Annotated in this window: 12 protein-coding genes; 9 read left to right on the top strand and 3 right to left on the bottom strand. The window is 72.2% G+C overall.

Annotation, left to right across the window (positions count from 1 at the left end; all coding sequences use genetic code 11):
• Positions 1–62: 62 nt before the first annotated feature.
• The 8 genes from uraD to ACIRBX_RS15800 all read left to right on the top strand — a co-directional run bounded on the left by uraD (position 63) and on the right by ACIRBX_RS15800 (position 9305).
• Positions 63–575, top strand: a complete 513-nt coding sequence (gene uraD / locus ACIRBX_RS15835; RefSeq protein WP_402297031.1) for a 2-oxo-4-hydroxy-4-carboxy-5-ureidoimidazoline decarboxylase — start codon at positions 63–65, stop codon at positions 573–575.
• Positions 576–615: 40 nt separating this feature from the next.
• Positions 616–951: a hydroxyisourate hydrolase gene (gene uraH, locus ACIRBX_RS15830; protein ID WP_184912256.1), complete on the top strand. Its 336-nt coding sequence runs from the start codon at positions 616–618 to the stop codon at positions 949–951.
• A 28-nt stretch (positions 952–979) separates the two neighbouring features.
• Positions 980–1900 (top strand): factor-independent urate hydroxylase, encoded by a 921-nt coding sequence (gene pucL, locus ACIRBX_RS15825; protein ID WP_402297028.1) that lies wholly within the window; start codon positions 980–982, stop codon positions 1898–1900.
• A 263-nt stretch (positions 1901–2163) separates the two neighbouring features.
• Positions 2164–3573 (top strand): nucleobase:cation symporter-2 family protein, encoded by a 1410-nt coding sequence (locus ACIRBX_RS15820; RefSeq protein ID WP_402297026.1) that lies wholly within the window; start codon positions 2164–2166, stop codon positions 3571–3573.
• A 113-nt stretch (positions 3574–3686) separates the two neighbouring features.
• The gene (locus tag ACIRBX_RS15815; protein WP_402297024.1) at positions 3687–5069 is read left to right on the top strand and encodes an 8-oxoguanine deaminase; all 1383 of its coding nucleotides are present in this window, start codon (positions 3687–3689) and stop codon (positions 5067–5069) included.
• A 204-nt stretch (positions 5070–5273) separates the two neighbouring features.
• On the top strand, positions 5274–5957 hold the full coding sequence (locus tag ACIRBX_RS15810) for a response regulator transcription factor (RefSeq protein WP_402297022.1): 684 nt from the start codon (positions 5274–5276) through the stop codon (positions 5955–5957).
• Positions 5958–6013: 56 nt separating this feature from the next.
• Positions 6014–8329 (top strand): PE-PPE domain-containing protein, encoded by a 2316-nt coding sequence (locus ACIRBX_RS15805; protein WP_402297020.1) that lies wholly within the window; start codon positions 6014–6016, stop codon positions 8327–8329.
• A 34-nt stretch (positions 8330–8363) separates the two neighbouring features.
• The gene (locus ACIRBX_RS15800) at positions 8364–9305 is read left to right on the top strand and encodes a hypothetical protein (RefSeq protein ID WP_402297018.1); all 942 of its coding nucleotides are present in this window, start codon (positions 8364–8366) and stop codon (positions 9303–9305) included.
• On the opposite strand, the gene ACIRBX_RS15795 is transcribed toward ACIRBX_RS15800, so the two are convergent.
• Both ACIRBX_RS15795 and aceB read right to left on the bottom strand, forming a co-directional pair.
• Positions 9275–9661: a gamma-glutamylcyclotransferase gene (locus ACIRBX_RS15795; protein WP_402297016.1), complete on the bottom strand. Its 387-nt coding sequence runs from the start codon at positions 9659–9661 to the stop codon at positions 9275–9277. The genes ACIRBX_RS15800 and ACIRBX_RS15795 overlap by 31 nt on opposite strands.
• A 133-nt stretch (positions 9662–9794) precedes the next feature.
• A complete protein-coding gene (aceB, locus tag ACIRBX_RS15790; protein ID WP_402297014.1) occupies positions 9795–11447 on the bottom strand; it encodes a malate synthase A in 1653 nt (550 codons plus the stop codon).
• A 189-nt stretch (positions 11448–11636) separates the two neighbouring features.
• Here aceB and ACIRBX_RS15785 point away from each other — a divergent pair, with 189 nt between their 5' ends.
• Positions 11637–12431 carry an IclR family transcriptional regulator gene (locus ACIRBX_RS15785; RefSeq protein ID WP_402297011.1) on the top strand — a complete coding sequence of 265 codons (795 nt, stop codon included), beginning with the start codon at positions 11637–11639 and terminating at the stop codon, positions 12429–12431.
• Positions 12432–12561: 130 nt separating this feature from the next.
• Here ACIRBX_RS15785 and ACIRBX_RS15780 read toward each other — a convergent pair whose 3' ends face one another.
• A complete protein-coding gene (locus ACIRBX_RS15780) occupies positions 12562–12873 on the bottom strand; it encodes an antibiotic biosynthesis monooxygenase family protein (protein ID WP_402297009.1) in 312 nt (103 codons plus the stop codon).
• Between the last annotated feature and the right edge of the window lie 30 nt (positions 12874–12903).

Below are 12903 nucleotides of genomic sequence, written 5' to 3'. Positions count from 1 at the left end.
TGACGACCTCCGGTGGCGGATCTAGCTTTTGCGGGTGGCACCACTCTTCAGGAGGCCCACCCGTGACCAGCCCCATCGACGCTCTTGACGCCCTGGCGGCGGCCCCCGCCGCCGAGCTGACGGAGACCCTGCTGGAGATCTGCTCCAGCCCCAGCTGGGCCGCCCTCGTGGCGGACACCCGGCCGTGGTCCGACCGGGCCGAGCTGCTCGCCGCCAACGAGGCGGCGATGGCGAAGCTGACGGTCGAGGACCTGAACGACGCGATGGCCGGCCACGCCCGGATCGGCACGCCCAAGGCGGGCGACGCCACCTCCGAGCGGGAGCAGGCCGGCATCCGGGGAGTCGACACCGCACTCCTCGACGAACTGCACGGAGCGAACGCCGCCTACGAGGCGAAGTTCGGCCACGTGTTCCTGATCTGCGCGACCGGCCGGACGGCCGACACCATGCTCAGTGCGCTCCGCGAGCGCTTCCCGAACGACGCCGCCACCGAGGCTTCGATCGTCCGGGGCGAGCTGCGCAAGATCAACGACATCCGGATCAACCGACTGCTGGACGAGCCCCTCAGCTCCTGACAGCACGTCAACTCCTGCCATCAGTAAGGTCATTCAACCCATGACTGGCATCTCCACGCATGTGCTCGACACCAGCCTCGGCCGTCCGGCCGAAGGCGTCCCGGTCGAGCTCGCACTGCACACCGAGGGTGGCTGGCAGGTGCTCGGCACCTCCGCCACGGACTCCGACGGCCGGGCCAAGGACCTGCCGGCCGTGGAGGCGGGCTCGGTCGTCCGGCTGCTCTTCGACACCGCCGCGTACTACGCGGCCAAGTCCGAGGAGCCGCCGTTCTTCCCCGAGGTCTCGATCGTCTTCACGGTCGCGCCCGCGCAGCACCACTACCACGTGCCGTTGCTGCTCAACCCGTTCGGATACTCGGTCTACCGCGGAAGCTAGTGGACCGCTGGAACCCTTAGGAGCCGTCATGGCCCACGTGCTCGGTCAGAACCAGTACGGCAAGGCGGAGAACCGCATCGTCCGGGTCTACCGTGACTCCACCCGTCACGAGATCAAGGACCTGAACGTCTCGGTCTCGCTGCGCGGCGAGTTCGACGACGTCCACCTCACCGGCTCGAACGCCAACTGCCTGCCCACCGACACCACCAAGAACACCGTGTACGCCTTCGCCAAGGAGTACGGCATCGAGTCGGCGGAGGCCTTCGGCATCCAGCTGGCCCGCCACTTCGTGGACGACACCGAGCGCGGCGTGGTGCACAGCGCCCGGATCCGGATCGAGGAGTACACCTGGGACCGGATCAAGACCCCGGACAACTCGGCCCGCTTCATCGGCTCCGAGGAGGTCGGCCACTCCTTCGTCCGCAACGGCGGCGAGGTGCGCACCAGTGAGATCGTCTACGACGGCACCACCGTCTCGGTGATCTCCGGCCTCAAGGACCTCACCGTGCTGAACTCCACCAACTCGGAGTTCTGGGGCTACATCAAGGACAAGTACACCACCCTCCAGGAGGCGTACGACCGGATCCTCGCCACCCAGGTGACGGCCCGGTGGAAGTACTCCTTCGACGGCACCGAGGGCTCGGCCGAGCCCAACTGGAACCGCTCGTACCAGCACATCAAGCGCCACCTGCTGGAGGCGTTCGCGGAGACCTACTCCTACTCGCTGCAGCAGACCCTGCACGGGATGGGCACCCGGGTGCTGAACAATCGGGCCGAGGTGGACGAGGTCCGCCTCGAACTCCCCAACAAGCACCACTTCCTGGTGGACCTCTCGCCCTTCGGCCTGAAGAACGAGAACGAGGTCTACTACGCCGCCGACCGGATGTACGGCCTGATCGAGGGCACCGTGCACCGCGAGGGCGTGACCCCCGTCATCCCGGTCGCCTGACCACCGGCTGAGGCACCGTCATGACCGCCGTCCCGCACCGCAGCACCCACCGGCCGCACCGGGCCGGACGGTGCCGGACGGCCCGCTCCACCAGCACCAGCTGTTTCTCCACCCCCACCCACCGGAGATCGTGCTCGCCTCACGGCGGCCGGCCCGGGGCGCTGGAGAAGCCACCCGGAGGACTCTCGTACCGCCGTCCCGCCTCCGGGTCCTCTCCAGCGCCACGGGCACGCCGGGAGTCACGAGCACAAGAGGGGCTCGACATGGCACTCCCCAACACCCGTACCACAGACGGCGGTTCCACCCCAGAGCAGTCCGTGCACCCGGTCGACGAGGTGCTGCCGACGGTGAAGCTGTTCACCAGCGGCCTGCAGCACGTCGCGGCGATGTACGCGGGCGTGGTCGCACCGCCGCTGATCGTCGGCGCCGGTGTGGGCCTCTCCCCCACCGAACTCGCCCTGCTCATCTCGGCCAGCCTGTTCACCGCGGGCCTGGCCACGCTGCTCCAGACCCTCGGGTTCTGGAAGATCGGCGCCCGGCTGCCGTTCGTGAACGGCGTCTCGTTCGCCGGCGTCGCGCCGATGCTGGCGATCGCCAAGGAGCACAGTCCGCAGGACGCGCTCCCGGTGATCTTCGGCGCGGTCATCGTCGCGGGGATCCTGTGCTTCCTCGCGGCACCGTACTTCTGCAAGCTGATCAGGTTCTTCCCGCCGGTGGTGCAGGGCACCGTGATCACCCTCATCGGGGTGTCGCTGCTTCCGGTGGCGGTCAACTGGGCCCGCGGCGGCACCCCCGGTGCCCCCGGCTACGGCTCGGAGAAGGCCATCGGGCTCGCCGCCCTCACCCTCGTCGCGGTGGTGCTCTGCAACAAGCTGCTGCGCGGCTTCTGGCAGCAACTCTCGCTGCTGATCGGGCTGGTGATCGGCACCGTGCTGGCCTTCCCGCTCGGGCTGGCCGACTTCGGCGCGGTCGGCGGGGCGAAGGTCTTCGCGCTGCCCTCGCCGTTCCACTTCGGCGCGCCGGTGTTCGACCTGACCGCGATCGTCTCGATCTGCATCGTGATGATCGTGGTGATGACCGAGTCGACCGCCGACATGCTGGCCCTGGGCCGGATCGTGGAGCGGGAGGCGGACGAGCCGACCCTGGCCGCCGGCCTGCGGGCCGACGGGCTGGCCACCGTGATCAGCCCGGTCTTCAACGGCTTCGCGGCCAGCGCCTTCGCCCAGAACATCGGGCTGGTGGCGCTGACCAACATCCGCAGCCGCTTCGTGGTCGCGGCCGGCGGCGGCATCCTGGTCATGCTCGGGCTCTTCCCGGTGCTCGGCTCGGTGGTCTCGCTGGTGCCCGCACCGGTGCTCGGCGGCGCCGGGCTGGTGCTCTTCGGCACCGTGGCCGCCAGCGGCATCCGCACCCTGGCCGAGGCAGGCATGCAGTCCGGTGCCAACACCATCCTGGTCTCGGTCTCGCTCGGGGTCGGCATCATCCCGATCGCCGCCCCGACCTTCTACGACGCCTTCCCGGAGGCCGTCCGCACCCTGATGCACTCCGGCATATCCGCCGGCTGCGTGCTGGCCGTCCTGCTCAACCTGCTCTTCCACCACGTCGGTGCCGACCGCACTGCCCCGCAAGGCGGTCCGCACGGCGCGGCGGCGTCAACGGCGACGCCGTCCTGACCGGTGCGGGGCGCACAGCGCTCACTGCGCGCCCCGCACCCACCCGTCGCCCGCCGCCACCCTTCTTGGGACGCGCTCCGCGCGACGCCCCCTCGCCCCATAGGAGACACACCATGGCAGTCCAGCCCCCGCCCGCCGACCAGCGGATCGTGATCGAGAACGTCGCGATCGCGACGGTCGACGCCCAGGACACCGAGTACGCCCGCGGCCACGTGGTGGTCCGCGGCAACGTGATCGAGTCGGTCGGCGACGGCCCCGCGCCCGCGTGGCTGGACAACGTGGTGCGCCGGGTGAACGGCGAGGGCCACCTGATCACCCCGGGCCTGGTCAACACCCACCACCACTTCTACCAGTGGATCACCCGGGGCCTGGCCCAGGACAACATCCTGTTCGACTGGCTGGTGGCGCTCTACCCGACCTGGGCCCGGATCGACGACAGGCTGGTGCACGCCGCCGCCCAGGGCTCCACCGCCGCGCTGCTCAAGTCCGGCTGCACCACCGCCTCGGACCACCACTACGTCTTCCCGCAGGGCGGCGGCGACATCCTCGGTGCCTCGATCGAGGCCGTCCAGGAGCTGGGCATGCGCTTCACCGCGCTGCGCGGCTCGATGGACCGCTCGCAGAAGGACGGCGGCCTGCCGCCGGACCACGCGGTGGAGAAGACCGAGGACATCCTGATCGCCTCCGAGGCGGCCGTGGACAAGTGGCACGACTCCTCCTTCGGCTCGATGCTGCACGTGGCCATCGCGCCCTGCTCGCCCTTCTCGGTCTCCACCGAACTCCTCAAGCAGTCCGCCGAGTTGGCCCGCCGCAAGGGCGTCCGGCTGCACACCCACGGCTCGGAGACGGCCGAGGAGGAGGAGTTCTGCAAGCAGCTCTTCGGGATGGGCCCGACCGACTACTTCGAGTCGACCGGCTGGCTGGGCGAGGACGTCTGGATGGCGCACTGCGTCCACATGAACGACTCCGACATCGCCAAGTTCGCCGAGACCGGCACGGGCGTGGCGCACTGCCCGTCCTCCAACGCCCGCCTGGCGGCCGGCATCGCCCGGGTCCCGGACATGCTGGCGGCCGGCGTGCCGGTCGGCCTCGGCGTGGACGGCACCGCCTCCAACGAGTCCGGCGAGCTCGGCACCGAGCTGCGCAACGCGCTGCTGATCAACCGGCTGCACGGCAGCCCGAAGGCGCTCACCGCCCGCTCGGCGCTCCGCCTGGGCACCATGGGCGGCGCCCGGGTGCTGGGCCGGCAGTCCGAGATCGGCTCGATCGAGGTCGGCAAGCTGGCCGACCTGGCGCTCTGGAAGATCGACGGCGTGATGCACTCCTCGATCGCCGACCCGGTGGCCGCCCTCACCTTCGGCGCGCTGCCCCCGCTGGCCCTGCTGCTGGTGAACGGCAACCCGGTGGTGGAGAAGGGCCTGCTCACCACCGTGAACGAGGACCGGATCGCCCAGAACGCCGCGAAGGCCGCCCGCGAGCTGGCCTCGCGCGGCTGATCTCCCCTCAACTCCGGGCCGCACCAGGGACGGTGCGTCACCCGGACTCCACCCCCCGGGGTGGAGGCGGCCCCGGACCCACGGCGAGGGTCCGGGGCCGTCCCGTGCCCGTCACCTGCCCGCCCTCCGGTCGTCCGGCACCCGGGACCTGAAGATCCTTTCAGCTTCGCCCGAAGCTGCTCGTACACTGCCTACGCTGACCGGATGCGACTGCTTCTGGTGGAGGAGGAGACCGAACTCGCCCGCTCGTTGAGCCAGGGACTCCGGGCCGAGGGTTACACGGTGGACGTGGCGGGCGACGGCCTGGAGGGCCTCGCCCTCGCCGAGAGCGGCGGCTACGCGGTCGTGGTGATGGACCTGATGCTGCCCGGCCTGAACGGCTTCCGGCTCTGCCGACAGCTGCGCGAGCGCGGCAGCACCGTCCCGGTGCTGATCCTGACCGCGAAGAACGGCGAGTACGACGAGGCCGAGGCGCTGGACAGCGGGGCCGACGACTTCCTCGGCAAGCCGTTCTCCTACGTGGTGCTCACCGCCCGGCTGCGGGCCCTGATCCGCCGGGGCGCGGTCGGCCGCCCCGCCGTCCTGACGGTCGGCGACCTGACGGTCGACCCGGCCGCCCGCCGCTGCCGGGTGGCCGGCGCCGAACTCCACTTCACCACCAAGGAGTTCGGTGTCCTGGAGTGCCTGGCCCACCGGGCCGGGACGACCGTGCCGAAGACCGAGATCCTGGACGCGGTCTGGGACCACGCCTACCGGGGCGACCTGAACATCGTCGAGGTCTACGTCGCCGCGCTGCGCCGCAAGCTGCACGCGGCCGGCGCCCGGTGCGGGATCGACACCGTCCGGGGGATCGGCTACCGGCTGACCGACCGGCGCGACCTCCATTGACAACTCCCCCGGGCTGACCGACAGTTCCCTCGACACGTCGAGCGCCGGGGGGCGGCATGGGCGGTGCGGACGACCAGGACCAGGACCAGGACCACGATCATCCGGCCGACCACGACTACCCGACCGACGTGGACGAGGGCGGGGTCACCGAACTCGTCGTGCACGGTGTCGGCGGCTCCGGGCCGGCCGAGGTGCTGGACGACCCGGAGGCCCGCCAGGTCACCGGCTCCAAGCTGGCCGGGATCTGGCGCGGACGGGACGCACAGCCGTCCGGGCGCCACCGCGAGGTGTACTCCTGGGGCGGGCTCACCTCGCGCTCCTGGGCCACCGCACTCTGGTTCCTGCTGCTGCCGTTCGCCTTCGTCAACACGGCCGGCTGGATGGCCCACGGCACCGGCCGCCAGGTGCGCTTCCAGCAGGCCACGGTGCGGATCATCGCGCTCTGCGTCACCGCCACCTACCTGCTCTTCCTCACCCACGTGCTGGTCGACCAGGCCGCCTGGCAGTGCCTGGCCGTCGCCAACTGCCGGGCCCAGCCGTTCTGGCACGCGCTCCAGTTGCAGGGCCGTCCCTACCTCGCGGTGGCGGTGGCCGCCCTGCTGCCCGCCCTGCTGGTGCTGCTGCTGCACGTCGGCACCAGCCCCAACCGCCGCTGGGAGGCCGGGGACGGCAGCGCCGGCGAGAACGACCGCCCCGGCCACCGGGACCTGGCCCGGGCCGAGCTCACCGACCCGGGCTTCTGGGAGGGCGGCGCGTACTCCACCCGCCACCGCACCGTGCACACCTGCTCCGCACTGCTGCTGCTCACCCTGGTGCTGCTGCGCACCGCACGCACCGGCGGCCGGGCCACCGGGCTGCTGACCGTCCTCGAACTGCTCACCGTGCTCGGCCTGTTGCTGTTCACCGCCGCCGCGCTCGGCGACCGGCCCCGGGCCCGGCTGGCCGGCGGGCGGATCTCCCGCCGGGTCAGCTGCACCTCGACCACGATGCTGCTGGCCGGAGCGATGCTGGTCTGCGCCGTCCAGCCCAGCTCCCGCCGGCACGGCGCGACCGGGATCAGCGGCGCCGCGATCGGGATGCCCGACCTGCTGGAGCTGTTCAACCTGCTGCTGCTGGTGCTCTACACCGCCGGGCTGGCCCTGCTGGCCGGCGCCTGGCGGGCCAAGGGCTCGGCCGGGCAGCGCGGACTCCCCAGGCTGCCACCCGCGTTCACCACCGTCGCGGTCAGCAGCGGCCTGCTGTTCGCCATCTGGTCCGGGGTGGCGCTCTCCGCCGCGCACTGGCTCAGCCCGCCCGGACCGGCCGACGGCGGGGCCGCCACCCAGGTCGGCATCCTGCCCGGCTCCGAGGTGCTGGCCCGCTACAGCATCGACGGGATGGTGCTGCTGGTGCTCTGGTTCGGCGTGGTCTGGTACTGGCACCGGCTGCGCCACCCGGTCGACCTGACCGAGGAGTTGGACCACTGGGAGCGGCGCACCCCGGGCCTGCGGCTGCGCGCCCCGGCACCGCACCCGGAGAGCCCGCGCGGCCTCTGGCTGGCCGAGGTGCTGCGGCGCAAGCGCAACGGCGAACTGCTGCTGCGCCGGATGGAGGGCCTCACCTCCGGGGCGGCGGTGCTGCTGGCCGCCTCGGCGGTCACCTTCGGCATCTGCTACCTGCTGGCCTGGACCGACGGCCCCAAGCCCGATCCGACCACCGTCTGGGCCGGTCTGCCCGCGCCGAGCGCGGCGCTGGCCGGGGCGATCCTGGTGCTCGGGCCGGTGCTGCTGCTCCTGCTGGTCCGCGAGTCGCTGGCCGACCAGAACACCCGGCGGGTGGTCGGCATCGTCTGGGACGTCGCCACCTTCTGGCCGCGCGCCTTCCACCCCTACGCACCGCCCAGCTACGCCGAGCAGGCGGTGCCCCAACTCGCCGAGCGGGTGCGGCACCTGACCTCGCAGGGCGGCTCGGTGGTGCTGCTCGGGCACAGCCAGGGCGCGGTGATCGTCACCGCCACGGTGGCCCGGCTGGCCGGCACCGCCCCGGAGACCGGAGCCCGCCTCTCGGTGGTCACCTACGGCAATCCGGTCCCCCGGCTCTACCGCCGCTGGTTCCCCCGGCACCTGGCCGACCACCTGACCGCCGCCCGGTTGAGGGCCTTCCCCACCCCGCCCAGCTGGCACAACTTCCACCGCGCCACCGATCCGTTCGGCGGCCAGCGCCTGACCACCCCCGGCATCACCGACGTCTGGCTGCCCGACCCGCCCACCGCCGAACGCCGCCCCGGCAGCGAACTCCCGGTGATCCGGGGCCACCACCACCGGGGCTACGTCCGCCAGTCCGCCTTCGCCGCCCGCCTGGACCGTGAGACGACCAGGCTGAACGGCCCCTGACGGGCTGTCGGCGGGCGGCGGTAGCCTGCGGCGGGTGAAGCACACCTCCCGCCTCCTCGATGGCGTCATCCACGTGTACGAGCTCGCCGGCGGGCCCGGCGAGCTGGCGCCCGCCGCCCGCATCCGGCCGGTGGCCGGGGACGAGCCGGTCGCGATCTCGGTCACCTCGGACCTCGGGCGGGTCTGCTACACCACCCTGAACGCCGTGGTCTGCGTCTCGGCCGACGGCAGCGAAGTCTGGCGGCACCCACTGGAGCCGCACTCCTCGGCGCGGTACGGGCACCGGCCGGACTGCGCGTACTCCCCCGACGACCGGACGGTCTGGGTCTACCGGCCGGACGTGATGGCCGACCGGAGCCCGGTGGACCTCTGGGTCGTGCTGGACGCCGCGACCGGCGGGCAGATCGACGGCGCTGAGCTGGAGACCGCCGGCCACGGCGGCTCGCAGTACTTCCACCCCACCGACGGCCACGTCCTGTTGGAGCTCGGCGAGGGCCAGGACGGGGTGGCCGCCTTCCGGGGCCGGCTGGAGGCGGGCCGCCTGGAGGTGGTCCGCTACCCGTGGCACGACCGCTGCCTGATCGACCTGTCCCCGGACGGCACGCGCTTCATGACGGTGGACCACGGGCAGGCCGACGTCACCTTCCACCGCTACCCCGGTGGTGAGGAGGTGCTCACCCTCGCCGTCGAGGACTTCGGGCCCGAGGCCGAGGACGGTGTGGTGGAGTGGGGCGGCGGCTTCCTGTCCGACGGCACGGCCGTCGTCACGCTGGCCGGCGAGGACGAGGAGACCGAGCAGGAGTGGCACCGGGACCACCTGGTCGACCTGGCCACCGGCAGCGTCACCCCGTTCGCCTCCGGGAGCGCGGACTCCTACGACATCACGCCGCTCGGCGACGGCAGCTGGCTGCTGGCCGGGCCCACCGGCCACCCCGTCCGGTGCACTCAGGCGGTGCGGCCCAGCGTGGCCAGGTAGGCACGCCAGCCGCCGAAGCCGGTGATCTCGTGGTGCACGCCGCGCGCCAGCTCGCCGCGGGCCAGCAGCATCGAGAGGCAGGCCGAACCGTCGGCCAACTCGATGACGCCCAGCTCCAGTTCGGCCGGCTCGCCGGGGAGGATCACGTCCCGCAGGTGGGCCAGCTCCACCTCGTACAGCTCGCCCTCGATCGCGGTGTCCACCGCCGGGTCGGGGAGCAGCCCGGGGCACTCGTCCCGGATGGAGAAGAAGCGGTAGCCGGGGGCGGTGGTGACGGGGCCGATCAGCGCGTCGGCGACCGAGGCGTGGAACGGACCGCCGACCATCGCCTGACCGTTGAAGAAGATGCGTGCCATCTGTGAAGTCCCTTCGGTGGCAAGGACGTACGGCCACCCCGGGCGCGGGGTGGCCGTACGGTTCGTCCTAATCGGCGCGGCCAGTGCTCCAGCACGGCAGGCGGCACGGCGACCGCGCCTCGCTAGATTGGGGTCAGTCGAGCAGGGCCAGCGCGGGCAGGGTGAGGAAGTCGACGAACTCCTCGGCCAGCGCGACCTGCTCGAACAGCCGGGCGGCCTCGGTCCAGCGCCCACCGGCGTACGCGGCCTCGCCCAACTCGGCCCGCAGCGCGTCCAGTTCCTCGGCCACCAGCCGGCGGACCAGGTCGGCGGTGGTCTTCTCGCCGGTGTCGGCGAGCACCACGTCGTTGCGGATCCACTGCCAGATCTGCGAGCGGGAGATCTCGGCGGTGGCGGCGTCCTCCATCATGTTGAAGATGGCCACCGCGCCGAGCCCGCGCAGCCAGGCCTCGATGTAGCGGACGCCGACCTGGACGGCGTTGTGCAGCCCGGCCTGGGTGCAGCTGCCACCCGCACCGGCGATGTCGAGCAGCTGAGCGGCCGTCACCGGCTCGGCCGGGCCGGGGTTCTGCTTCTGGTGCGGCTGCTCGCCGAGCACCGCGTCGAAGGAGGCGCGGGCGACCGGCACCAGGTCGGGGTGGGCGACCCAGGAGCCGTCGAAGCCGTTGCCCGCCTCGCGGTCCTTGTCGGCCTTGACCTTCGCCAGCGCGGCGGCGTTGACCTCGGCGTCACGGCGGGACGGGATGAAGGCGGCCATCCCGCCGATCGCGTGCGCGCCGCGCCGGTGGCAGGTCTGCACCAGCAGGCGGGTGTAGGCGGCCATGAACGGCGCGGCCATGGTCACGGTGTTCCGGTCCGGGAGGATGTAGTGCTCCCCGGCGTCCCGGAAGTTCTTCACGATGGAGAACAGGTAGTCCCACCGCCCGGCGTTCAACCCGGCGGCGTGGTCCCGGAGTTCGTAGAGGATCTCGTCCATCTCGAAGGCGGCGGTGATGGTCTCGATCAGCACCGTGGCGCGGATGGTGCCGTGCGGGATGCCCAGCTCGGCCTGCGCGTGGGTGAAGACGTCGTTCCAGAGCCGGGCTTCCAGGTGGCTCTCGGTCTTCGGCAGGTAGAAGTACGGCCCGGAGTTCGGGTCCGCCTCGCCCTTGGCGATCAGCCGGGCCGCGTTGTGGAAGAAGTACAGGCCGAAGTCCAGGAGGCCGCCGGAGACCGGCACGCCGTCCACCAGCACGTGGTTCTCGTCCAGGTGCCAGCCCCGGGGGCGGACCACGACGGTGGCCAGCTCGGCGGCGGGCTTCAGCGCGTAGGTCTTGCCGGCCTCGGTGGTGAAGTCGATCCGGCCCTCGTAGGCGTCGATCAGGTTGACCTGACCGCCGATCACGTTCTCCCAGGTGGGGGCGGAGGCGTCCTCGAAGTCGGCGAGCCAGACCTTGGCGCCGGAGTTCAGCGCGTTGATGACCATCTTGCGGTCGGTCGGGCCGGTGATCTCGACCCGGCGGTCCTGGAGCGCACGCGGGGCGGGCGCGACCTTCCAGTCGCCGGCCCGGACCTCGGCGGTCTCCGGGAGGAAGTCGAGGGTGCCCGTCGCCGCGATCTCGGCGCGCCGGGTCTTCCGGCGGGCCAGCAGTTCCTGCCGGCGGCCTTCGAAGGCACGGTGGAGACCGACCACGAAGGAGACGGCCTCGGGAGTGAGCACCTCCTCGCTGCGGGGGACGCGCGGACCGGCGACAGTGACGACCGGAGCGGCGGAGGGGGCGCCGACGGGGTCCTGGTCTGCAGCCATGGGCAGAACACTCCTTGGACAGTTGAGCCAGCAGGGAGGCTCCGGTGGGAGCTTCCTCGATACCGACCCACCTACTGGCGGGTTCGGTTCTGTAAGGTGGAGACTAGTTTCCGCGATACAGAATTTCAACGGTTTGTTGAGGTAGATCGCCGGGACTCTACTCCTCCCCGACAGCAGAAGGGAACGCCGGTGGCCACCACCCCCGCAGCCGCACCGAACGGGGCCGAGCGCGCCAGCGGCGGCGTCCAGTCCGTCGAGCGCGCCTTCCAGCTGCTCGAAGCCCTGGCCGACTCCGGCGGCATCGCGACCCTGAGCGAGCTCTCCGCCAGCTCCGGCCTGCCGATGCCGACCATCCACCGCCTGATCCGTACCCTCGTGCAGCAGGGCTATGTCCGCCAGGACACCGCCCGCCGCTACACCCTCGGCCCCCGGCTGATCCGGCTCGGCGAGACCTCCGGCCGCCTGCTGGGGAGTTGGGCCCGCCCGTACCTGACCGAGCTGATGGAGGCCACCGGCGAGACGGCCAACCTGGCGGTGCTGGAGGGCGGCGAGGTGGTCTACGTCGGGCAGGTGCAGTCACGCCGCTCGATGCGGATGTTCACCGAGGTCGGCCGCCGGGTCCAGCCGCACTGCACGGGCGTGGGCAAGGCCCTGCTGGCCCAGTTGGACGAGCCGGAGGCGCGGGCCGTCCTGGGCACCCAGCCGCTCCAGTCGCACACGCCCTACACCGTCACCGACCCGGACGAGCTGTTCGCCCAGCTGGGCCGGGCCCGGGCCTCCGGCTACGTGGTGGACGACCAGGAGCAGGAGATCGGGGTGCGCTGCATCGCGGTCGCCGTGCCCGGCGCGCCGGCCCCGACCGCCCTCTCGGTCTCCGGCCCGGAGGCCCGCATCCGGGCCCTGGAGGCCCAGGCCGGGGAGACCTCGCTGGTCCCCGTGATGCAGCAGATCGCGTCCCGACTCGGTCAGGTCCTGGCCCCCTGACGGCGGGTCGGGCGGTGCCCGACCCCGGCTCCGGCCACGTCCGATCCCGACCGGTGTCGGTGTCGGGCGCGGTCCCATCGGGCCGGGTGCGGTCCGGCCGGGGTCGGGCGCGGTCCGGCCGGGGTCGGCCTCAGTCGTGGTCGGGGTCGGGCCCACCAGCCTGGGCCGCCATCAGCTGGAAGACCGTCAGCTCCGGCTCCACGCCCACGGTGCGGAACAGCCGGGGCGCGGCGGCCAGCTTCGGATCCGCCCGGACGGCCTCCAGGGCGGCCCGGTCCCGCCACAGGCTCTGCACCCGCCAGCGGCCGTCCGGCCCACGGAGCAGCTCCGTCCTGATCAGCCCGGCCGGCAGCGGCTCGGCCACCAACTCCCGGTAGGACGTCACCAGTTCGGCCTCACGATCCGGCCCGACCACTCCGGAGACCTCACTCAACACCCGCACGGACACCCTCCTCACTTCCACCTGCCTGGC

It is taken from the genome of Kitasatospora sp. NPDC096147, from assembly GCF_044763225.1.
Classification (GTDB): Bacteria; Actinomycetota; Actinomycetes; order Streptomycetales; family Streptomycetaceae; genus Kitasatospora.
The sequence above is the reverse complement of the archived record's forward strand: the minus strand, read 5'-3'. Positions and strand labels throughout refer to the sequence as shown.